This window comes from Mycobacterium sp. (assembly GCF_044223235.1).
GTDB lineage: Bacteria > Actinomycetota > Actinomycetes > Mycobacteriales > Mycobacteriaceae > Mycobacterium.
This window is the reverse complement of the sequence record NZ_JBGAME010000008.1, coordinates 119,432-139,823: the sequence shown is the minus strand read 5'-3', so window position 1 is coordinate 139,823 and position 20,392 is coordinate 119,432. Positions and strand designations below refer to the sequence as shown.

Genomic DNA, 20,392 nt, shown 5'->3' with positions numbered 1-20,392 from the left:
AACTATTGGCTCAGTGGGTTTTCGGGGGTCGGGTTCGGGTTTGTCGCGGGGGTGGCCGGCTTCGCGGTGGAGCCGCCGGTGGGCAGCGCATCGCCGCGCATCGAGGCGCGGATCTGTTCGAGCCGGGAATGCCCCGCCATCTGGACGCTGGCCTGCTGGATCTCCATCATCCGGCCCTGCACCGAGTTCTGCGCCAGCTCCGCTGACCCGATGGCGTTGGCGTAGCGGCGTTCGATCTTGTCCCTGACCTCGTCGAGGCTCGGGGTATTGCCCGGCGCGGCCAGCTCGCTCATCGACCGCAGCGACGCGCTGACCTGCTCCTGCATCTTGGCCTGCTCGAGCTGGCTGAGCAACTTGGTGCGCTCGGCGATCTTCTGCTGCAGCATCATCGCGTTCTGCTCGACAGCCTTCTTGGCCTGCGCCGCGGCGTTGAGCGCTTGATCGTGCAGACCCTTGAGGTCCTCCACGCTCTGCTCGGCGGTCACCAGCTGTGCGGCAAACGCCTCGGCGGCGTTGTTGTATTCGGTGGCCTTGGAAGCGTCACCGGAGGCCATGGCCTGGTCGGCCAGAGTAAGCGCCTGGCGGACGTTGACCTGGAGCTTCTCCACATCGGCCAGCTGGCGATTGAGCCGCATCTCCAGCTGACGCTGATTGCCGATCACCTGCGCCGCCTGCTGCGTCAACGCCTGATGCTGGCGCTGGGCCTCCTCGATGGCCTGCTGGATCTGCACCTTGGGATCCGCGTATTCGTCGACCTTCGAGCTGAACAGCGCCATGAGGTACTTCCACGCTTTGGCGAACGGATTGGCCATGTGTTCATTCCGCCTTCATGTCTTGGAGTTGTGACCTGTATGCCGCTGGGGGCGCTACTGCCAACTTATCGGTTCTGCCAAGGTCACCACACCCCTGTCAGTCGAATTGCGGCCGCCCAGCCGTGAGGGCTCAGGCCACCGCCATCGAGACGACCTGGGGGATGACGACCTTTGTCGTCGCGTCGATACGCGTCGCGCTCGCGATCCGTGCACGTTCCTGACGGGCCATCTTCTCCCCGGCGTCGGCGAGCACCCGCGACAGCGGGACATCCAGCGCCCCGCAGATGGCGCTGAGGAGTTCACTCGAGGCCTCTTTGCGTCCGCGTTCCACCTCCGAGAGGTAACCCAGGCTCACCCGTGCGGAGTCCGACACCTCACGCAGCGTGCGTCCCTGCGAGGTGCGGGCCCGACGCAGCACGTCTCCAATCACCTCGCGCAGCAGTGCCGCCATCGTGGCCTCCTTCATACCCTGACTCGCCCGGCCGATTCGCTATGTGCTGAACGCGCGCCGCCACCGGCAGGTTCCCGGGCCGGCTGATTTGTTGCCGCGGGCTCACCGCTGCTCGACAAGCACGCGCAACCTGGCGATCGCCGCGTTGACCGCCCCCAAACGGATGTCCCAGCGTGAGCCGGACAACGCCAGCTCGATGACCTCGGTGTCGACCGGCCCGGCCAGGCCGACGAACACCGTGCCAGGCGGGCGTCCGCCGTGCGGGTCGGGTCCGGCGACCCCCGTCAGTCCGATACCCCAGGTGGCCACGCAGCGCTGACGCGCTCCCACGGCCAGCGCCCGCGCCGTCGGGCCGGCGACCGGTCCGACCGCGTCGAGCACCTGCGGCGCCACCCCGGCCAGCGAGATCTTGGTCTCCTCGAGATAGGTGATCAGCCCGCCGCGCAGCACCACGCTGGCGCCGGGGACGCCGGCGAGCGTGGCGGCCAGCAGCCCGGCGGTCAGGGATTCGGCGGTGGCCACGCTCTCGCCGCGCACGGTCAGGTCGGCGACCAGCGCCCGCGCGTCGTCAGTGACGAGCGGGTCGTCCACGCGAATCCCTGATGGCCGAGACGACGTAGTCCACACCGGTGAGCACGGTCAGCACGACGGCGGCCCACATGATGACCCACGCCGCGGACAGCCACGGACCGGACAGCGGCAGGATGAACAGCCCGATCGCCACGGCCTGCACGAGCGTCTTGAGCTTGCCCCCGCGGCTGGCGGGTATCACCCCGTGGCGAAGCACCGCCAGGCGCAGCAGCGTGATACCTATCTCGCGCACCAGGATCACGATGGTCACCCACCACGGCAGGTCCCCGAGCATCGACAACCCGATCAGCGCGGACCCGATGAGGGCCTTGTCGGCGATCGGATCGGCCAGCGTCCCGAACTCGGTGACCATGCCGTAGCTGCGCGCCAGCGCCCCATCCAGCCGGTCCGTGATCACCGCGACCGTGAAGATGGTGAAAGCGATTATCCGCCAGAATGTCTCGTGACCGTCCCCGATGAACAGCACGACCAGGAAGACGGGAACCAGGACCATCCGGATGCCGGTGAGGATGTTGGCGAGGTTGGCTACCCGCGCGCGCGGCACCACCGGATCGGTATGAGGTTGGCCCGGCACCGAAACAGAATATCCGGTTGCCGGCAGGTGACGACCGGGCCGATACTCTCGCAGCGTGAGCGCTGCACCTGACGCCGGCCCGGTGGTGGTGCGCCGCGCCCGTACGTCGGACGTGCCTGCGATCAAGGCACTGATCGATCTCTATGCGGGACGAATTCTGCTCGAGAAGAATCTCGTGACGCTCTACGAGGCCGTCCAGGAGTTCTGGATCGCCGAGCTGGACGGTCATCTGATCGGATGCGGCGCCCTGCATGTGCTGTGGTCGGACCTCGGCGAGGTGCGCACCGTCGCCGTCCACCCCGACGTCCGCGGGCGCGGCGTAGGCCACCGCATCGTCGAGCGGCTCCTCGACGTGGCCCGTGACCTGCACCTCGGGCGCATCTTCGTGCTCACGTTCGAGGTGGAGTTCTTTGGCGCGCACGGGTTCGAGGAGATCGAGGGAACCCCGGTGACGGCCGAGGTATACGAGGAGATGTGCCGCTCCTACGACACCGGTGTCGCCGAGTTCCTCGACCTGTCCTACGTCAAGCCCAACATCCTCGGCAACACCCGGATGCTGCTTCTCCTCTGACCGCCTCCGCGAGATCAACGTTTTGCAGGAACTCACTCGCACGATGCCTGCAAAAGGTGGATCTCGCGGCATGGGCCGGGGTGAGACGGGGCGTCAGTCCTCGCCGCCGCCTGCCGCGTCGGAGCCGCCGCGGATCAGCGCCAGCGTGCCGGCCAGTTCGTCGGGCTTGACCAGCACCTCGCGTGCCTTGGAGCCCTCCGACGGTCCGACGATCCCGCGGGTCTCCATCAGGTCCATCAACCGGCCCGCCTTGGCGAACCCGACCCGCAGCTTGCGCTGCAACATCGACGTCGACCCGAATTGCGAGGACACCACCAGCTCGACGGCCTGCAGGAAGACGTCCATGTCGTCACCGATGTCGGGGTCGACATCGGCGCGATCCCCGGTCGGCTTGGCGGCGGTGACACCGTCGGTGTACTCCGGCTCGGCCTGCTCCTTGCTGGCCGACACGACGGCGTGGATCTCCTCGTCGGTGATGAAGGCACCCTGCAGGCGGATCGGCTTGTTGGCGCCCATCGGCAGGAACAGGCCGTCACCCATGCCGATCAGCTTCTCCGCGCCCGCCTGATCGAGGATCACCCGGCTGTCCGTCAACGACGACGTGGCGAACGCAAGCCGGGACGGCACGTTCGTCTTGATGAGGCCGGTCACGACGTCCACCGAGGGCCGTTGTGTGGCCAAGACCAGATGGATGCCGGCTGCCCGCGCCTTCTGCGTGATGCGCACGATGGCGTCCTCGACGTCACGCGGAGCGGTCATCATCAGGTCGGCCAGCTCGTCGACGATCGCCACGATGTAGGGATACGGCTTGTAGACGCGTTCACTGCCGAGCGGTGTGGTGATCTCCCCCGACCGCACCTTCTCGTTGAACACGTCGATGTGGCGTACCCGGGACGCCTGCATGTCCTGATAGCGCTGTTCCATCTCCTCGACCAGCCACGCCAGCGCCGCCGCAGCCTTCTTCGGCTGCGTGATGATGGGCGTGATCAGGTGCGGAATGCCCTCATACGGTGTCAGCTCCACCATCTTCGGGTCGATCAGGATCATCCTGACCTCCTCCGGGGTGGCGCGGGCCAGCAGCGACACCAGCATGGAGTTGACGAAGCTGGACTTACCCGAGCCGGTGGAGCCCGCCACCAGCAGGTGGGGCATTTTGGCGAGGTTGGCCGAGATGAAGTCGCCCTCGATGTCCTTGCCCAGGCCGATCACCAGCGGGTGGTGGTCGCGCCGGGTGCCTGGATCGGTGAGCACGTCGGCCAGCCGGACCATCTCGCGGTCGGTGTTGGGCACCTCGATGCCGACCGCGGACTTTCCGGGGATAGGGGCGAGCATGCGCACACTCTCGGTCGCCACGGCGTAGGCGATGTTGCGGTGCAGCGCGGTGATCTTCTCCACCTTGACGCCCGGCCCGAGCTCCACCTCGTAACGGGTGACGGTCGGGCCGCGGGTGCAGCCGGTGACGGCGGCGTCGACCTTGAACTGCTCGAGCACCGAGGTGATGGAGTCCATCATCTGGTCGTTGGCGGCGCTGCGCCGCTTCGGCGGGTCACCGGCGATCAGCAGGTCGAGCGCGGGCAGGGTGTAAGAACCGTCGACGACGCGGTCCAGCGCCAGGGTGTCGGTCTTGACCGACTTCTTGCGGCGCGACTTGCGCGCCGGCTCCGGAACCGTCGGCGCGTCGTCGAAGGGCGGGTCGTCGAGCGGGTAGTTGTCCATCGGTGTGCCCGACGGCGCCCCCGATGTCAGTGTGGCCTGCCCGGGCCAGCTCTGCGGTTCGTCGCCGTACTGTTCGTCGCCGTCGTGGTAGCCGTCTGAGAAATCCTGCGAGCGAGGCTGCTGCGCCACCTCTCGGTCGCCGTAGTCGCCGTAGTCCTCGTAGTCCTCGTAGTCGTCCTCATCGACATACCTGTCCCGCCCGGCGAACATCCGGGTGGAGAACATCGTTCGCACCGTGGACGGCACCTCGCGGAGGGTCGTGCCGGTGACCAGCAGCACGCCGAACAGCACACCGATGAACAGCAGCGGCGCGGCGATCCACTCGGTCAAGCCGTCGGCGAGCGGACCGCCGATCGCGAATCCGACAAAGCCAGCCGCCTGCCTGCGGGCCTCCGGCAACTCTGGCGACCCCGACCACAGGTGCCAGAGCCCCAGGGCGGGCAACGCGATCATGCTCGCCCCGAGGATGAGCCGCGGCCGCGCGTCGGGGTCGGGTTCGGACCGCATCAGGGCGACGGCGGCGCCGGCGAGCACGATCGGCACGAGCAGTACGCCCGTTCCGACAATCGTCCGCAGTGCCACGTCGATCCACTGCCCGACCGGGCGCGCGGCGTCGAACCAGGAACCGGCGGCGACGACCACGGCCAGTCCCAACAGCGCGAGCGCAATGCCGTCGCGGCGATGTCCTGGCTCGATGTCGCGGGCGCGACCCACCGAGCGCGCCGTCGTCCCGGCGCCCTTGGCCACCATCAACCACCCCGCCCGGGCCCCACGGCCGACCGCCACCCCCGCGGTCGCCAGCGGGGACGTGTCTCGCCTGCGGGCGGGTTTGCGCCGGGGCGGCGCGGGCCGGCGGGGTGCGCCGCCATTCCGTGAACTGGCCTTTGACCTGCTCGAACGGGTACCGGACCGGGTGTCGGTCTTACCAGCCATGGCCCCAAGCGTAGTCCCAATAGTCCCATCTGCACCATTTACAACACGGGCCACAGGTCAAGTGCCGGGCCGGGTACACGGCCGCTCCGCCCGTCACCCTGTCGGGCGGCCGCGACCCGATGAGTAGGGTGGGACATGGCCGTTCGGCGAATCCGCGGGCTGATTCGCGCGCCCGGTTCGCACTTGACCGTCGCACTCACCGAGGAGTCGATTTCATGCCAACTGTTGTTGTGGCGACCATGACCGCCAAACCCGAGTCGGTTGACGAGGTGCGGGCGGCCTGCGCGAAGGCGATCGCGGCGGTCCACCAAGAACCGGGCTGCGAACTCTACGCACTGCACGAGGCGGACGGCACGTTCGTGTTCGTGGAGCAGTGGGCCGACGCCGACGCGCTCAAGACGCACAGCACCGCACCGGCGGTGCTGGAGCTGTTCGGCACTGTCGGCGAACTCCTCGACGGGGCGCCGGACATCAAGGTGCTAGAACCCGTGATCGCCGGCGACGCCGAGAAGGGCAGGCTGCGCCCCTGATGGGCGCGCTCGACGGCAAGGTCGCGTTCATCACCGGAGCGGCCCGTGGTCAGGGTCGGGCTGAGGCGGTGCGGCTGGCCGCCGACGGCGCCGACGTGATCGCCGTCGATCTGTGCGATCAGATTGCCTCGGTGCCCTACCCACTGGCCACCGCCGACGATCTCGCTGCCACAGCCGAACTGGTGCGGGACACCGGGGCACGAATCGTGACGCGGCACGCCGACGTTCGCGATTCCGCCGCGCTGGGGACGGCGCTGGCGGCCGGTATCGCCGAATTCGGCCGCCTCGACATCGTGGTCGCCAACGCCGGTATCGCCCCGATGATGTCGGGTGCGCAGGGCTGGCGCGACGTGATCGACGTGAACCTGACCGGCGTCCACAACACCGTCGAGGCGGCTCTGCCGACAATGATCGAGCAGGGTTCGGGCGGCGCCATCGTGCTGATCAGCTCCGTGGCCGGCCTGGTCGGAATCGGCGGCGCCGACGCCGGTTCACTCGGCTACACCGCCGCCAAACACGGCGTCGTGGGGTTGATGCGGGCCTACGCCAATCACCTTGCCCCGCACAGCATTCGGGTGATCTCGCTGCATCCGTCCGGGGTCAACACGCCGATGATCGACAACGAGTTCACCCGCGGCTGGTTGGCCGCACTCGAGGAACAGACGGGCAACCCGGTGGACACCGGCAACGCGCTGCCCGTGGAGCACCTCGAACCGGAGGACATCGCCGCGGCGGTCGCCTGGCTGGTCTCCGACGAGGCGCGCTACCTGACCGGCGTGACGCTGCCGGTGGATGCGGGCTTTGTCAACAAGCGCTAGCTAGATCTCGATCACGGTCGGGACGATCATCGGCTGGCGACGGTAGGTCTCCCCCACCCACTTGCCCACGGTCCGCCGCACCGCCTGCGCGATCCGCACCGGATCGGTGACCTTCTGGGCCGCAAGCGCTTCCAGTTCGGCTTCGACCTTGACGGCGACCTGCTCCAGCGCCTTGGGATCTTCGGAGAACCCGCGTGCATGCAGGTGCGCGGGTGCGGCGGGACGGCCCGTACCCCTGCGCACGACGACCGTCACCGCCACGAAGCCCGACGACAGGATCAGGCGTTCACCCAGGGTCGCGTCGCCGACGTCGCCGGTGATCAGTCCGTCGACGAACATCTTGCCGACCGGAACCGCACCCGCGATGCTGGCCTTGCCGCCCACCAGATCGACGCTGACGCCGTTCTCTGCCAGCATGATCGACTCCGGCGGGACCCCGGTACGGGCGGCCAGCGCGGCGTTGGCGCGCAGATGCCGCCAGGTGCCGTGCACCGGCATCACATTGCGCGGCTTCACCCCGTTGTAGAGGAACAGCAGCTCACCTGCGTAGGCATGGCCCGAAACATGCACGCGCGCTTGAGCGTTCGTCACGACGCGGGCACCGATCTTGGACAGTGCGTCGATCACGCCGTAGACGGCTTCCTCGTTGCCCGGTATCAGCGACGACGACAGGATGATCAGGTCGCCCGAGGTCAGCGTGATGCTGCGGTGCTCGCCGCGCGACATCCGCGACAGCGCCGACATCGGCTCGCCCTGAGTCCCGGTGGTGATGAGCACCACCCGTTCGGGCGGCATCATCTCGGCCGCGCCGATGTCGAGCAGGTCGGCGTCGTCGACCCGCAGATAGCCCAGCTCACGCGCGATGCCCATGTTGCGTACCATCGAGCGCCCGACGAAGGAGACCCGCCGGCCGAGGGCTACGGCGGCGTCGATGATCTGCTGCACTCGGTCGACGTTGGACGCGAAGCAAGCGACGATGACCCGGCCCTCGGCGCCGCGGATCAACCGGTGCAGGGTCGGCCCGACCTCGCTCTCCGACGGCCCGACACCGGGGATCTCGGCGTTGGTCGAATCGCACAGGAACAGATCGACCCCGGCGTCGCCCAGCCGCGACATCCCGGGCAGGTCGGTGGGCCGCCCGTCGAGGGGCAGTTGGTCGAGTTTGATGTCGCCGGTGTGCAGGACGGTGCCCGCGCCGGTGTGCAGCGCCACGGCCAGACATCCCGGCACGGAGTGGTTGACGGCGAAGTACTGGCACTCGAAGACGCCGTGGGTGCTCCGCTGTCCCTCGGCGACCTGCACGAACTTCGGTTTGATGCGGTGTTCACGGCATTTCTCGGCCACCAGCGCCACGGTGAACTTCGACCCGACGACGGGGATGTCGGGCCGCAGTTTGAGCAGGAACGGGATGGCGCCGATGTGGTCCTCGTGGGCGTGGGTGAGGATCAGCGCCTCGACGTCGTCGAGGCGGTCCTCGATGTGGCGCAGGTCGGGCAGGATGAGGTCGACGCCGGGTTCGTCGTGTCCGGGGAACAGCACGCCGCAGTCGACGACGAGCAGTCGGCCCAGGTGCTCGAAAACGGTCATGTTGCGGCCGATTTCGCTGATCCCGCCGAGGGCGGTGATGCGAAGGCCGCCCGGAGCCAGGGGCCGGGGCGGCCCTGATACGGCGGTCACCGCCGGCGCCGATTCACCGAAGCACGCCCGCGGCGCGCATGTCGACGGCCAGCGTCTCGATCTGCTCCGGGGTGGCGGGCACCTGAGGCAGCCGGGGCTCACCCGCGTCGATGCCCTGCAGCCGCAGACCGGCCTTGGCCAGGGTGACACCGCCGAGCCGCGCCTGCGCCGCGTTCAGCGGCCCGAGCGCGACACCGATCTTGCGCGCCGTTGCGATGTCGCCGGATGAGAACGCGGACAGCATCTCTCGCAGCGCGCCGGCGGCGACATGCCCCCACACGCTGACGAAGCCGACCGCCCCCATCGCCAGCCACGGCAGATTCAGAGCGTCGTCACCGGAGTAATACGCCAGCGATGTCTCGGCGATGATCTGACCGCCGCCGTGCAGGTCGCCCTTGGCATCCTTGACCGCGACGATGTTGGGGTGGCCGGCCAGTCGGCGGATCGTGTCCCACTCGATCGGCACCATAGACCGCGCCGGGATGTCATACAGCACGATCGGCAGGTCGGTGGCGTCGGCGACCGCGGTGAAGTGGGCAAGCAGACCCGACTGCGGCGGCCGCGAATAGTAGGGCGTCACCACCAGCAGGCCGTGTGCACCTTCGGCCGCTGATGCCTTGGCGAGGCGCACGCTGTGCGCGGTGTCGTAGGTACCGGCACCGGCGATGATCCGGGCCCGATCGCCGACCGCCTCGAGGATGACGCGCAGCAGCGTGAGCTTCTCATCGTCAGTGGTGGTCGGGGACTCGCCGGTGGTGCCGGAGAGGACGAGGCCATCGCAGCCGGAGTCGACCAGATGAGTCGCCACGCGGACCGCGGCATCGGTGTCCAGCGAGCCGTCGGGTTTGAATGGCGTCACCATCGCGGTCAGCACGGTGCCCAGCCGGGCGGTCACGTCGAATCCGCTGGTGCTCACGGCCATCAAGCCTACCTTCCCGGCTCACACCTCCGTCGCCAGCGGTGACGTCGCGACTTCCGTGCCGTCGGCCAGCGTGGAAATCTCGAAATCGGCGAATACCGGCCCGGCCACGTCGACGAGCTGGCGCAGGCACGTGATCGCCAGGCGCCGAATCTCGACGTCGGCGTGCTCACTGGCCCTCATCGCGATGAAGTGCCGCCAGGCCCGGTAGTTCCCGGTGACGACGATGCGCGTCTCGGTGGCGTTCGGCAGCACCGCACGCGCCGCCTGCCGTGCCTGTTTGCGCCGCAGGATGGCGTTGGGCTGATCGGCGAACTTGGCCTCCAGCCGGGTGAGCAGCTCGGTGTAGGTGGCGCGGCTGGCGTCGGCGGCGGCCTCGACGATCTCCCTCAGGTCGGGGTCGTCCTCGAGGCCGGGCGGAACCACGATCTGCGCGTCGTGCTCGGGCACGAACCGCTGGGAGAGCTGTGAGTAGGACAAGTGCCGGTGGCGGATCAGCTCGTGGGTACATGAGCGCGAGATGCCGGTGATGTAGAAGGACACCGTTGCATGTTCGAGCACCGAGAAGTGACCGACGTCGATGATGTGCCGCACGTAGGCCGCATTGGTGGCCGTCCGCGGATTGGGCTTTGACCAGCTCTGATAGCACGCCCGCCCGGCGAACTCCACCAGCGCGGCGCCGCCGTCGGCGTCGGTGCTCCACGGCACGTCGGGCGGTGCCAGGAACTCTGTCCTGGCGATCAGTTGCACGCGCAGCGGCGCGGTCTCAGCCACGCCTGAGGGTAACGCGTGCGCGTCGGCGTACCGTGATGTTAGCGACTAACGCGTTAGTGACTAACCTCAAAGGAGTGGTGATGGACAAGGACGTCCTCGTCATCGGCGCCGGCCCCACCGGCCTGGCGCTGGCCTGCGCATTGCGTCACGCAGGCATCGGCGTGCGGGTGCTCGACAAGGCCACCGGCCCTGCCGTCACGTCCCGGGCACTCGGCCTGCAGCCGCGCGGGGTCGAGGTGCTCGACCGGATCGGCGCCCTGGACTTCCTGCCCGATCGGGGGCTGCCCGTCGAGCGGGTCCGGGTCACCGTCGACGGGCATCCGCTGGCGGATCTGCCCCTCACCCGCTCGACCCGGCTGGCAGGCCCGCGGCCGCTGCTCATGTCGCAGGCCGACATCGAGGAAGCGCTGCGCGAGCGCCTGCACGACCTCGGCGGGGCCGTCGAGTGGGGTCATGAGCTCACGCACCTCGCGCTGGGCACCGACTCCGACAGCTCGGTGGCCGCGCACTTCGCCGGCGGTGGGGTGCTGCGCTCGCGCTGGCTGGTCGGCGCCGACGGCGCTCATAGCGCGGTGCGCAAGGCCACCGGGATCGCCTTCCCCGGGACACCGCTCGTCGAACGCTTCCTGCTCGCCGATGTGCACGCCGAACTGGATCTGCCCCGCAACTCCACCCACGGTTACCTGCGCGGCACACGGCTGCTTGCCGCGTTCCCGCTGCCCGGCGGTGACGTGTGGCGGCTGATGGCCCCGGCGCCGCCGGAGCTGCCGGCCGACGCCACGTCCAACCAGATCGTGGACTATCTGGGACGGCGCCTTGCCGACGAGGCACGCGGCCGGGTCACCTCGGTGAAGTGGGTGTCCACCTTCCGGATCCAGCGCAGGCTGGCCGACACCTACCGGCGCGGCCGGGTGCTGCTGGCCGGGGACGCCGCGCACATCCACAGCCCGCTCGGCGGACAGGGGCTCAACACGGGCATCGGCGACGCCGAAAACCTCGCATGGAAGCTGGCACTGGTCATCCGCGGGCGCGCCGATGACACGCTGCTGGATACCTACGGGGCCGAACGCAGGCCGATCGCCGAGACGGTGCTGGAGACCACCAGCGGCCTGACCCAGACCCTGGTCGGAGACAGCAGGGCGGCCCGCTTCGTCCGCGACCGCATCGCCGTTCCGCTGATGAACACCACCTGGTTGCAGCGGCGGATCGCGGAGAAATCCTCGCAGTTGCAGGTGACCTACCGGCGCGGGCCGCTTGGCGATTCACCGCTGCACGGGTTGCTGCCGGGTTTGCACATCGGCGACCGCATCCCCGACCGGGCCTGCTTACGCGCCGACGGGAGCGCGACTCGACTCTATGCCGAACTGGGTCCGGCATGGGCGCTGCTGGGCGATGCGGCGCTGGCGCCGGTGGCCGCCGACCGGCTCGGCGACGTCGTCGCACTGCCGCACGACGGTGAGTCGCAGCTGATCCGCCCGGACGGCCACCTGGCGTGGCACGGCACGTCACACCCGGAGCTGCGGCGCTGCCTCGACGCCGTGCTGGACGCGCCGCGATCCGCGGCGGCGTGAGACCGTGACCACCGACTGGCGGTCTCGCCGCAGGGCCACGACGCGCCGCACCATTCAGGAGCACGCGCTGCGGCTGTTCGCCGAAAAGGGTTACGAACAAACGACGGTCGAGGAGATCGCGGCGGCCGCCGGTGTGTCGCACATGACCTTCTTCCGGCACTTTCCGCGCAAGGAGGTGGTGGTCGAGTACGACGACTACGACCCGATGCTCGTCGAGCTGATCGTGGGGCGGCCTGCGCATGAGACCCCACTGGAGGCGGTGCACGGCGCGATCCGGTGCGCGTTCGAGCAGATCCTGGCCGGCGACCACGACGCCTTGCTGGCGCGGACCCGGCTGATACTTCGAACCCCGGCCCTGCAGGCGCGAAACTGGTACGCCCAGGTCGACACCCGCCGGCTGATCGCGGATGCGCTCGCACGTCGCGCGGGCGCGACGACGGCGGATTTCGCGATCGAGGTCCAGGCTTCGGCGGTGCTGGCGGCGATGCTGCCCGCGCTCGCGGCATGGGCCGACCTGGACGACGCGAATCCCGCCGCACTGGTCGCGCTCGTCGACGCGGCCTTCGACGCGCTGCGCGCGGGTGTGTGAGACGCGCTGCGCGCGGGTGTGTGAGAGGTTGGGAGGGTGTGTGAGGGCCGATCGGGCCGGCTAACGGTGCGCGCAGCACCCGGCCTGGCGCTAGGGTCTTGCCATGACCGACGAGCGCTTGCGCGAGGAGCCGACATGACCGACACCGCTCCCCCGTCGCGCCTGCTGGACGTCATCGAACACGACGTCCTGCCGCTCACCGAACGAGGAGTCGCGGCGGGCAACAAGGTGTTCGGCGCGGCGCTGCTGCGCAAGTCCGATCTGTCCCTGGTGATCGCGGGAACTAATGACGAGACACGGAATCCCTTGTGGCACGGTGAAGTTCACACGCTGAAGCAGTTCTACGAGTTCTCCGACCGCCCGTCGACCAGCGAGCTGCTGTTCGTGACCACCCACGAACCGTGCACGCTGTGCATGTCGGCGATCACCTGGGCCGGATTCGACAACTACTACTACTTCTACAGCCACGAGGACTCCCGGGACAGCTTCGCCATCCCGCACGACCTGAAGATCCTCAAGGAGGTGTTCGGGCTCGATCCCGGCGGGTACCGGCGCGCCAACGAGTTCTGGACCGCGTATTCGATTCCCGCGCTGGCCGACGCCGAACCCGAGCCGCTGCGCACCGAGCTGCGCGACCAGCAGCGACGCATCCGCAACCGCTATGACGCGCTGTCGGCGGAGTACCAGGAATCCAAGGGCGACAACGCTATTCCGCTGAATTAGCGGGGCGCTGATGGCCCCGTCGGTCAGCACACCCGCGCGGCGCATCGCCGCCGAGATGTGCTGGTCGGGTGTTCTCCTACGTCGGGCGGGGTATCCATCCCGGTCTCGGCTTCATCGCCGGGTGGGCGATCGTGTTCGTGGTCGTCAACACCGCCATCAGCCGGCTCGGAGTCGGCTCGCTGAAGATCCTCAACCGGGTGTTTCTGGCGATCGAGCTGGTGCTGTTCTTCGTCGGGCAGATCGGGTTGATCTCGTCGCTGGTGAACTTCGGCGCGATCATCTTCGGCGTCAACGTGTTTCGTGGACGCGGAGTGCCTGCGCTGAGCCAGTGATGACGGACCCGACGACGGTGCCGGGCATGCGACTCCCCCGTGGCCCGTTCACGTCAGGACAGGCCGGCTCGAGTTCGGTGTGGATGAGGCCGTCGCCGACGAACAGCGGCAATTTCGTGCTGAGGTTCAACTCACGGTAAACATCGACCACTCGCTGGGTAGAAATCGTCGCTAGCCAATGCATCGCGCCAGCTCCCCCGCAAGATCGCCGCGCTCGCCCACACGCACCTCCCCCAATCCGAGCCAGCCCGCCATCGACTTGAGTTCGCCCGCCAGCCCATCGACCACCCGTGACCGGTCCCGCCCGTCCTCGCTGAACGCACCGACGACCTGCAGCGCACCTTCCGCCCGGTCGGCTTTGAGGTCGACGCGGCCGACGAGCTCGCCGTCCAGCAGGAACGGCCACACGTAGTAACCGAACTGCCGTTTGGGCGCCGGAGTGTAGATCTCGATGCGGTAGAAAAACCCTCCGAAGAGCCGCTCGACCCGGGGCCGGAAGAAGATCAGCGGGTCGAAGGGGCACAGCAGCGCCGTCCCGCGGTCGCGGCGCGGCACGATCTGACCCGCCCGCAGGTACGCGGGCTGCGTCCAGCCATCCACCTCGACTCGCTCGAGCTCGCCCATCGCCAGCAATTCGGCGAGCGCAGGCTTGATCTGTCGCGCGCCCAGCCGGAAATAGTCGCGGATATCCGCCTCGGTGGCCACGCCCAGCGCCGTCGCGGCCCGAAGCGCGAGTTCGCGGACGGCTTCGTCGTCGTCGACGTGGCGACTGCGCACCTCCGCGGGCAGCACCCGCTCGGTGAGGTCGTAGTGTCGCGCGAACCCGACCCGGGTCGCCGTCGTCAACACCCCTGCCGACCACAGCGCCTCAGCCACCCACTTGGTGTCGCTGCGGTCCCACCACGGGCCCTTCCGGCCCTTGGGCTCGGACTCCAGGTGCGCCTCGATCTGGCCCGCCGTCGAGGGGCCGAGCTCGGCGACGGCGGCGACGATGTCCTGGGCCAGCTTGGCGTTGCGCCTGACGATCTCGGTGCCCCACCGGCCGTGCTCATATTCGCGCATCCGCCAGCGCAGCAGCGGCCAGTCGTCGATCGCCATCAGGGCCGCCTCGTGCGCCCAGTACTCGACGAGCAGACGAGGTGAGCGTGCCGAATGACTCCACGCCGCCCGGTCGAGGATGTCGCGGTCGTAGGGCCCCAGCCGGCTGAACACCGGCGCGTAGTGCGCGCGCACGGCGACCGACACCGAATCCAGCTGCAACACCTGGATTCTGGTGAGCAGCCGACGCAGATGGGCGCGGTTCACCGGACCCACCGGTCTGGTCTCGTGGAAACCCTGGGCCGCGACGGCCACCCGCCGCGCCTGAGCGGCACTCAGCCTGGCGGTCATGTCCTGGTGGTCATGTCTAAGCGCGGGTGTAGCTGGAGAACCGGTAACGCAACCCCGACGAACTGTCCTGCCAGTCCCCCTGAGTGCCCACCCACGATTCGTCGAGAACCGGCGCGAGCGCGTCGTCGTCCTCCCTGCGCAGGTCGATCTCCACCTCGGTGACCTCACAGCGCGTCGCCAGCGGCAACGCCAACCCGTAGATCTGTGAACCGCCGATCACCCACGCGTCGTCCAGCGGAGCGTCCTCGATGGACGAGACGACGTCTGCTCCTTGTGCCATGTACTCAGCTTGCCGGGTCACTACGACATTTCTGCGACCCGGCAGCGGCCGCACCGACTTGGGCAGCGACTCCCAGGTGAGCCTGCCCATGATCACCGTGTGACCCATGGTCAGGTTCTTGAAGCGGGCCAGGTCCTCGGGCAGCCGCCACGGGATCGTGCCGCTGCGGCCGATGACTCCCGTCGATGACTGCGCCCAGATCAGACCCAGGCTCACCGTCATGGTTCGGACCTGCAAGCAGTCCTCGGGGTACCTGGTTCGGACCTGCAAGCAGTCCTCGGGGTACCTGGTTCGGACCTGCAAGCAGTCCTCGGGATACCCGGTTCGGACCTGCAAGCAGTCCTCGGGATACCCGGTTCGGACCTGCAAGCAGTCCTCACACCGCCACCGGGGCCTTGATGCCCGGATGCGGGTCGTAGTTCTTGATTTCGATATCGTCGTAGGTGTAGTCGAAGATCGAAGCTCGGGGCGCCAGAACCAATTCCGGGTAGGCGCGAGGTTCGCGACTCAGCTGCAGCGCGACCTGCTCGACGTGGTTGTCATAGATGTGGCAATCCCCGCCGGTCCAGATGAACTCACCGACGCCCAGGTCCGCCTGCGCCGCCATCATGTGGGTCAGCAGCGCATAACTCGCGACGTTGAACGGCACCCCGAGGAACAGGTCGGCGCTGCGCTGATACAGCTGGCAGGACAGCCTGCCGTCGGCGACATAGAACTGGAAGAAGGCGTGACACGGCGGCAACGCCATCTGCGGGATCTCGCCGACGTTCCAGGCCGAGACGATGTTGCGCCTTGAGTCGGGATCGCGCTTCAGCAGCGCCAGGGCCGCGCTGATCTGGTCGACGTGGTCACCGGACGGCGTCGGCCATGACCGCCATTGGACGCCGTACACCGGGCCCAGTTCGCCTGTCGGAGAGGCCCATTCGTCCCAGATCGTGACGCCACGGTCCTGCAGCCAGCGGACGTTGGACTCGCCGCGCAGGAACCACAGCAGCTCGTAGATTACCGACTTCAGATGCACCTTCTTGGTGGTGATCAGCGGGAACCCGGCGTTGAGGTCGTAACGCATCTGATGGCCGAACAGACTGCGGGTGCCGGTGCCGGTACGGTCGGATTTGGGAGTGCCCTGGTCGAATACGAGACGCAGCAGATCCTCGTAGGGTGTGGCGATCGGCACGCGGTCAGCCTACCGCCACCCGCTTCGTTGCGACCGCCTCGTCCGGCGCGCGCGTCCGCCCACCCGACGGTGCGCTCACCCGCGCGGCGCCCACCGAGGGTGCACACAGATCGAGATCTGCGGCCGATTGCCGATCTAAGCGCATCCTCGGCGCACCGCCACGGCAGTTCACCGCGGCGAGCGTCGTCTGATCGCCGCCGTGCCAGGTTGGAAGCGTAGAACGGACGTCATGCCGACGATCTCCGATGTCATTACCACCCCCGACGGGGACTGTTCCGTGACGCTGTCCACCCCCGACGGGACGGGCCCGTGGCCCGGCGTGGTGATGTATCCGGACGCGGGCGGCGCCCGGTCGATCATTCGTGAGATGGCGGAGCGGCTCGCGGGATACGGCTATGCGGTGCTGGTGCCCGACATCTACTACCGCAACGGCCAGTGGGCGCCCTTCGACATCACCACCGCGTTCACCGATCCCGACGAACGGACGCGGCTGTTCGCGATGATGCGCGCCGTGACACCGGACGTCATGGCCGCCGACGCCACCGCCTTCTTCGACTACCTCCAATCCCGTCCGGAGGTCAGCGGTACCGCCTTCGGGACGACGGGCTACTGCATGGGCGGCCGCACGTCGCTGGTCGTCGCAGGTCGGGTACCCGATCGAGTGGCGGCGGCGATGTCGTTTCACGGCGGCGGCCTGGTCAGCGACGATCCCGGGAGCCCGCACCTGCTCGCCGACCGGATACGGGCGGCCGTCCACGTCGCCGGCGCGGAGGACGACCAGTCGTTCACCTCCGAGCATGCGGAGACGCTCGACAAGGCCTTGACCGCGGCGGGCGTCGACCACACGGTCGAGTTCTATCCCGCCGCACACGGGTTCGCGGTGCCCGACAACACGACCTACGACGAATCCGCCGCGCAGCGCCACTGGACGGCGACGAAGGATTTCTTCGGCGTCCACCTGACCTGAACTCGCCACCCCTTTTCAGGGGCGTACAGCACGCATAGGCGACGATGGGACGCGTGTACGACCAGGCCTTCACCGAATCCGATTCCCAGCGATCACGCATCGACCGGTGCTGGCCCGAAGCTGGCCGCTCGTCAACGGCGCCCAGTGTGACCGGTTCGCACCCACGGAACGATGGCGAGCCGACATCGTCGTACTCGACATCGAGGACGCGGTCGGGCCGAAGGATAAGGCGGTAGCTCGGGAGAACGTCGAGACCGCGCGCGGCCTGCAGCGCATCACCGACATCGCGGCCGCCAAGGGAACGTTCGACACCTGCGGTGTGGGTGAACATGGGTGGCGCGGCGTCGTCGTTCATCAATGGGTACTGGCGGCCGGGCGCACGATGATCTCGTTGACGTCCACCTCGGGGGGCTGGCCGATGGCGAAGGCGATTGCCTCGGCAATGGCCGAGGCAGGAATCGCGAGGGCCCGATATTCCCGCATGGCGTCGCGGGCCTGCCTATCTGAGATCGATTCGGCGAGTTCCGATTCCGTCACGCCGGGTGAGATGACGCTAACCCGGATATCGCCGGAGTGTTCTTTGCGCAAACCCTCCGATATGGCCCAGACGGCGAATTTGGTGGCACAGTAGACGGCTGCGGTCGGTTCGACCTCGTGTGCGCCGATGGAGGCCAGGTTGATGATGTGCCCGCCCCCCTGGGCCTCCATCACAGGAAGCGCAGCGCTGATCCCGTGCAGAACACCGCGGATGTTCACGTCGATCATCTGGTTCCATTCGGCGACCTTGTTTTCGGCCAGCGCCGACAGCGGCATGACGCCGGCGTTGTTGATCAGGACGTCGACGCGGCCATAGATTGCGGTGGCGTCGGCGACGAAGCGGTGGACGTCCGCGGTATCGGTGACATCCAGCCGGCGGAAGTCCGCGGTCCCGCCGCCGTCATTGATCTGCCCGACCAAGGCTTCGAGTCGCTCGGTGCGCCGGGCACCGAGGAAGAGCTGGTGACCGTCGTCGGCCAGGCGCAGGGCGGCGGCTTGCCCGATTCCGCTGCTGGCGCCGGTGATCAGGATTGTTTTCGGGTTCTTGCTCATCGTGGTGTTCGCATTCCTTACACGGCTTGCTGGGTGGGCAGGATGGTGATCTCGGTGAGGTTGACGTGGCGGGGTACCGAGGCGATGAACGCGACGGTTTCCGCGACGTCGGCCGCGCTGAGCACGTCGATGTCGTTGATCAGATCGGCCATCAGCCGGGTGGCATCGGGATCGGTGACATGAAGGGGCAGTTCGGTATCGACCATCCCTGGCTCGATGGTCGATACCCGCACCATCTTGCGGCCAAGCTCGACGCGCAAGAGCCTGGTCAGCTGGCTGATGTATGCCTTGGTGCCGGAGTACACCGAGAATTTCTCCAGGACGCGGGTGGCCGCGATCGAGGACGTGGTGATCAGATCAGCGGGCTTACCCGCTGAGGCCGCGGCGATGAGTTGCGGGACGAACGCACCGATGACGTTCATGACACCGGTGATGTTGAGGTCGATCTGTTGTTGCCAGTCATCGGATCTCACGTCTTCGATCGGTGAGATCAGTTGGACACCAGCATTGTTGAAGACCAAATCGACCGGCCCGAACTGATCGGTGATCTGCCGGGCGGCCGTCGTGACCGCCGACCGATCGGTGACGTCGAGCGGCACGGCGAGCGCAGTGCCGCCGGCAGCGTTGATGCGCGCAGCCAACGCCTCAAGGTTGTCCGTGCGGCGCGCCGCGACAGCGACCTTGGCGCCCAGCGCCGCCAGCCGGATCGCGGTGGCTTGACCTATACCGCTGGACGCTCCGGTGACGAAGGCGACGCGACCCGCCAGCGGGGCCGTGGTGATGACTATGGACATGCGGTTGGTTCCCCTTCGAGATTGATTGGGTGTGTGCCTTCGAGACAACAGCTGCAAAGGGCGACAATGTGGGCGCAAGGTGGCCCGACGTATCGGGGGACAAGTTGGGCCACGATACGTGCCGACACGGACGACTCCGTCGGGGCAGACTGTGTGCCGTGACTGAGCGCAAGCCCACGGAGCTGGCCGAGTTCCTCAGCGTGCGCCGTGCGCGGCTCACTCCCCAGGACGTGGGCATGGAGGGGCCGGGCACACGCCGGCGTGTGCCCGGTCTGCGCCGCGAGGAACTGGCCAGGCTGGCCGGAGTCAGCGTCGATTACTACACGCGGTTGGAGCAGGGCCGCAGCCGCAGCGCATCCGCAGATGTGCTCGACGCGTTGGCCACGGCACTGCAACTGACCGACGCCGAGCGTCAGCATCTGCATCTGCTGGCCAAGCCGCAACCGGCGCAACGGAAACGGCGGGCTCGCCCCCAATCGGTGGACTTGGCGACGCTGCGCCTGTTGGAGCTGCTCGACGAGGTGTGGTCCCCGGCATTCGTGCTCGGCCGCCGACTCGACGTGCTGGCGCACAACCGGTTGGCCGGGGCATTGATCGCCGAGTTTCGTGAACTTCCGGCTCCCCTGCGGAACCAGGCGCGATTCGTCTTCTTCGATCCGCACGCGCGTGAGCTGTATGCGGATTGGAACGAAGTGGCCGCCGACACGGTTGCGATGCTGCGTATGGACGCCGGGCGCTACCCCGACGACGAGAAACTGTCGGCGCTGGTGGGCGAGCTGTCCATCAGGTCGGTGGAATTCCGCTGCTGGTGGTCGAACCACAATGTGCAGCGCCGCACCACCGGAACCAAGGCCTACCACCATCCGCTCGTGGGTGATCTCACCGTTAAATACCAGGCGCTCAACCCCTCTGGGGATCCTGATCAGTTCCTCATCGTCTACACCACCGAACCCGGATCGGCCGACGAAACCGCGTTGCGGCTGTTGGCAAACTGGCACGACGGAGCCGGGCAGCGCTGCTCGATCGACGGCCGATCCTAGCCGTCCGTCGCCAGCTTCACGGATGAATCAGAAACCGGTGCTGGATCTTTCATCACAACGTTCACCCTTCATCCA

22 protein-coding genes are annotated in these 20,392 nt (G+C 67.9%); 9 read left to right on the top strand and 13 right to left on the bottom strand.

Translation table 11 applies throughout. The annotated features are described in order from the left end of the window. Nucleotides 1–2 precede the first annotated feature (2 nt). From pspA to pgsA, 4 genes are all read right to left on the bottom strand, one after another. The gene (gene pspA / locus ADBZ6K_RS13785; RefSeq protein WP_526347508.1) at nucleotides 3–812 is read right to left on the bottom strand and encodes a phage shock protein PspA; all 810 of its coding nucleotides are present in this window, start codon (nucleotides 810–812) and stop codon (nucleotides 3–5) included. A 130-nt stretch (nucleotides 813–942) separates the two neighbouring features. Further along, nucleotides 943–1,263 (bottom strand): transcriptional regulator ClgR, encoded by a 321-nt coding sequence (clgR, locus tag ADBZ6K_RS13780; RefSeq protein ID WP_526347506.1) that lies wholly within the window; start codon nucleotides 1,261–1,263, stop codon nucleotides 943–945. Nucleotides 1,264–1,365: 102 nt separating this feature from the next. Further along, nucleotides 1,366–1,854, bottom strand: a complete 489-nt coding sequence (locus ADBZ6K_RS13775; protein WP_526347504.1) for a CinA family protein — start codon at nucleotides 1,852–1,854, stop codon at nucleotides 1,366–1,368. Continuing rightward, entirely contained in the window at nucleotides 1,832–2,428 is a 597-nt protein-coding gene (gene pgsA, locus ADBZ6K_RS13770; protein WP_526347502.1) for a CDP-diacylglycerol--glycerol-3-phosphate 3-phosphatidyltransferase, read from the bottom strand. The genes ADBZ6K_RS13775 and pgsA overlap by 23 nt, the downstream gene beginning before the upstream one ends. A 55-nt stretch (nucleotides 2,429–2,483) precedes the next feature. On the opposite strand from pgsA, the gene ADBZ6K_RS13765 reads away from it, so the two are divergent. Continuing rightward, nucleotides 2,484–2,999 carry an amino-acid N-acetyltransferase gene (locus tag ADBZ6K_RS13765; protein WP_526347500.1) on the top strand — a complete coding sequence of 172 codons (516 nt, stop codon included), beginning with the start codon at nucleotides 2,484–2,486 and terminating at the stop codon, nucleotides 2,997–2,999. Nucleotides 3,000–3,092: 93 nt separating this feature from the next. Here ADBZ6K_RS13765 and ADBZ6K_RS13760 read toward each other — a convergent pair whose 3' ends face one another. After that, complete coding sequence (locus ADBZ6K_RS13760) at nucleotides 3,093–5,648, bottom strand: DNA translocase FtsK (protein WP_526347498.1); 2,556 nt, start codon at nucleotides 5,646–5,648, stop codon at nucleotides 3,093–3,095. Between the two features lie 215 nt (nucleotides 5,649–5,863). Between ADBZ6K_RS13760 and ADBZ6K_RS13755 the strand changes: the two genes are divergently transcribed. Both ADBZ6K_RS13755 and ADBZ6K_RS13750 read left to right on the top strand, forming a co-directional pair. Beyond that, nucleotides 5,864–6,178, top strand: a complete 315-nt coding sequence (locus tag ADBZ6K_RS13755; RefSeq protein ID WP_526347496.1) for a putative quinol monooxygenase — start codon at nucleotides 5,864–5,866, stop codon at nucleotides 6,176–6,178. After that, nucleotides 6,178–6,996: a mycofactocin-coupled SDR family oxidoreductase gene (locus ADBZ6K_RS13750; protein WP_526347494.1), complete on the top strand. Its 819-nt coding sequence runs from the start codon at nucleotides 6,178–6,180 to the stop codon at nucleotides 6,994–6,996. The genes ADBZ6K_RS13755 and ADBZ6K_RS13750 overlap by 1 nt, the downstream gene beginning before the upstream one ends. Here the strand turns inward: ADBZ6K_RS13750 and ADBZ6K_RS13745 are convergent, their stop codons facing one another. From ADBZ6K_RS13745 to thyX, 3 genes are read right to left on the bottom strand one after another with little or no spacing between them, the layout of a single operon-like run. After that, nucleotides 6,997–8,673 (bottom strand): ribonuclease J, encoded by a 1,677-nt coding sequence (locus ADBZ6K_RS13745; protein ID WP_526347492.1) that lies wholly within the window; start codon nucleotides 8,671–8,673, stop codon nucleotides 6,997–6,999. A 13-nt stretch (nucleotides 8,674–8,686) separates the two neighbouring features. Then, a complete protein-coding gene (dapA, locus tag ADBZ6K_RS13740; RefSeq protein WP_526347572.1) occupies nucleotides 8,687–9,589 on the bottom strand; it encodes a 4-hydroxy-tetrahydrodipicolinate synthase in 903 nt (300 codons plus the stop codon). A gap of 24 nt (nucleotides 9,590–9,613) precedes the next feature. Continuing rightward, nucleotides 9,614–10,366: an FAD-dependent thymidylate synthase gene (gene thyX, locus ADBZ6K_RS13735; protein ID WP_526347490.1), complete on the bottom strand. Its 753-nt coding sequence runs from the start codon at nucleotides 10,364–10,366 to the stop codon at nucleotides 9,614–9,616. Between the two features lie 80 nt (nucleotides 10,367–10,446). Between thyX and ADBZ6K_RS13730 the strand changes: the two genes are divergently transcribed. The 4 genes from ADBZ6K_RS13730 (at nucleotide 10,447) to ADBZ6K_RS13715 (ending at nucleotide 13,581) form a co-directional block, all read left to right on the top strand. Next, nucleotides 10,447–11,937, top strand: coding sequence for an FAD-dependent oxidoreductase (locus tag ADBZ6K_RS13730; RefSeq protein WP_526347488.1), 1,491 nt, complete (start codon nucleotides 10,447–10,449; stop codon nucleotides 11,935–11,937). A 4-nt stretch (nucleotides 11,938–11,941) separates the two neighbouring features. Continuing rightward, nucleotides 11,942–12,526 (top strand): TetR/AcrR family transcriptional regulator, encoded by a 585-nt coding sequence (locus ADBZ6K_RS13725; RefSeq protein ID WP_526347486.1) that lies wholly within the window; start codon nucleotides 11,942–11,944, stop codon nucleotides 12,524–12,526. A 135-nt stretch (nucleotides 12,527–12,661) separates the two neighbouring features. Beyond that, entirely contained in the window at nucleotides 12,662–13,249 is a 588-nt protein-coding gene (locus tag ADBZ6K_RS13720; RefSeq protein WP_526347484.1) for a tRNA-specific adenosine deaminase, read from the top strand. 68 nt (nucleotides 13,250–13,317) lie between these two features. Then, nucleotides 13,318–13,581 (top strand): hypothetical protein, encoded by a 264-nt coding sequence (locus ADBZ6K_RS13715; RefSeq protein WP_526347482.1) that lies wholly within the window; start codon nucleotides 13,318–13,320, stop codon nucleotides 13,579–13,581. A gap of 171 nt (nucleotides 13,582–13,752) precedes the next feature. On the opposite strand, the gene ADBZ6K_RS13710 is transcribed toward ADBZ6K_RS13715, so the two are convergent. The 3 genes from ADBZ6K_RS13710 to ADBZ6K_RS13700 form a co-directional block, all read right to left on the bottom strand. Then, entirely contained in the window at nucleotides 13,753–14,970 is a 1,218-nt protein-coding gene (locus ADBZ6K_RS13710) for a winged helix-turn-helix domain-containing protein (protein WP_526347480.1), read from the bottom strand. A gap of 16 nt (nucleotides 14,971–14,986) precedes the next feature. After that, nucleotides 14,987–15,472: a dihydrofolate reductase gene (locus tag ADBZ6K_RS13705; protein WP_526347478.1), complete on the bottom strand. Its 486-nt coding sequence runs from the start codon at nucleotides 15,470–15,472 to the stop codon at nucleotides 14,987–14,989. A gap of 154 nt (nucleotides 15,473–15,626) precedes the next feature. Then, nucleotides 15,627–16,427, bottom strand: a complete 801-nt coding sequence (locus ADBZ6K_RS13700) for a thymidylate synthase (protein WP_526347476.1) — start codon at nucleotides 16,425–16,427, stop codon at nucleotides 15,627–15,629. A 229-nt stretch (nucleotides 16,428–16,656) separates the two neighbouring features. Between ADBZ6K_RS13700 and ADBZ6K_RS13695 the strand changes: the two genes are divergently transcribed. Further along, a complete protein-coding gene (locus ADBZ6K_RS13695) occupies nucleotides 16,657–17,394 on the top strand; it encodes a dienelactone hydrolase family protein (protein ID WP_526347474.1) in 738 nt (245 codons plus the stop codon). A 354-nt stretch (nucleotides 17,395–17,748) separates the two neighbouring features. Here the strand turns inward: ADBZ6K_RS13695 and ADBZ6K_RS13690 are convergent, their stop codons facing one another. Beyond that, nucleotides 17,749–18,483 carry an SDR family oxidoreductase gene (locus ADBZ6K_RS13690; RefSeq protein WP_526347472.1) on the bottom strand — a complete coding sequence of 245 codons (735 nt, stop codon included), beginning with the start codon at nucleotides 18,481–18,483 and terminating at the stop codon, nucleotides 17,749–17,751. A gap of 17 nt (nucleotides 18,484–18,500) precedes the next feature. Continuing rightward, on the bottom strand, nucleotides 18,501–19,277 hold the full coding sequence (locus ADBZ6K_RS13685) for an SDR family oxidoreductase (RefSeq protein WP_526347470.1): 777 nt from the start codon (nucleotides 19,275–19,277) through the stop codon (nucleotides 18,501–18,503). A 158-nt stretch (nucleotides 19,278–19,435) separates the two neighbouring features. Between ADBZ6K_RS13685 and ADBZ6K_RS13680 the strand changes: the two genes are divergently transcribed. Next, the gene (locus ADBZ6K_RS13680; RefSeq protein ID WP_526347468.1) at nucleotides 19,436–20,317 is read left to right on the top strand and encodes a helix-turn-helix domain-containing protein; all 882 of its coding nucleotides are present in this window, start codon (nucleotides 19,436–19,438) and stop codon (nucleotides 20,315–20,317) included. Nucleotides 20,318–20,392 lie beyond the last annotated feature (75 nt).

Excerpts from the sequence above, each read along its gene's own strand:
- pspA (WP_526347508.1), bottom strand. The coding sequence starts at position 812 with ATGGCCAATCCGTTCGCCAAAGCGTGGAAGTACCTCATGGCGCTGTTC.
- clgR (WP_526347506.1), bottom strand. The coding sequence starts at position 1,263 with ATGGCGGCACTGCTGCGCGAGGTGATTGGAGACGTGCTGCGTCGGGCC.
- ADBZ6K_RS13760 (WP_526347498.1), bottom strand. The coding sequence starts at position 5,648 with ATGGCTGGTAAGACCGACACCCGGTCCGGTACCCGTTCGAGCAGGTCA.
- ADBZ6K_RS13755 (WP_526347496.1), top strand. The coding sequence starts at position 5,864 with ATGCCAACTGTTGTTGTGGCGACCATGACCGCCAAACCCGAGTCGGTT.
- ADBZ6K_RS13750 (WP_526347494.1), top strand. The coding sequence starts at position 6,178 with ATGGGCGCGCTCGACGGCAAGGTCGCGTTCATCACCGGAGCGGCCCGT.
- ADBZ6K_RS13730 (WP_526347488.1), top strand. The coding sequence starts at position 10,447 with ATGGACAAGGACGTCCTCGTCATCGGCGCCGGCCCCACCGGCCTGGCG.
- ADBZ6K_RS13720 (WP_526347484.1), top strand. The coding sequence starts at position 12,662 with ATGACCGACACCGCTCCCCCGTCGCGCCTGCTGGACGTCATCGAACAC.
- ADBZ6K_RS13710 (WP_526347480.1), bottom strand. The coding sequence starts at position 14,970 with ATGACCGCCAGGCTGAGTGCCGCTCAGGCGCGGCGGGTGGCCGTCGCG.
- ADBZ6K_RS13705 (WP_526347478.1), bottom strand. The coding sequence starts at position 15,472 with ATGACGGTGAGCCTGGGTCTGATCTGGGCGCAGTCATCGACGGGAGTC.
- ADBZ6K_RS13695 (WP_526347474.1), top strand. The coding sequence starts at position 16,657 with ATGCCGACGATCTCCGATGTCATTACCACCCCCGACGGGGACTGTTCC.
- ADBZ6K_RS13690 (WP_526347472.1), bottom strand. The coding sequence starts at position 18,483 with ATGAGCAAGAACCCGAAAACAATCCTGATCACCGGCGCCAGCAGCGGA.
- ADBZ6K_RS13685 (WP_526347470.1), bottom strand. The coding sequence starts at position 19,277 with ATGTCCATAGTCATCACCACGGCCCCGCTGGCGGGTCGCGTCGCCTTC.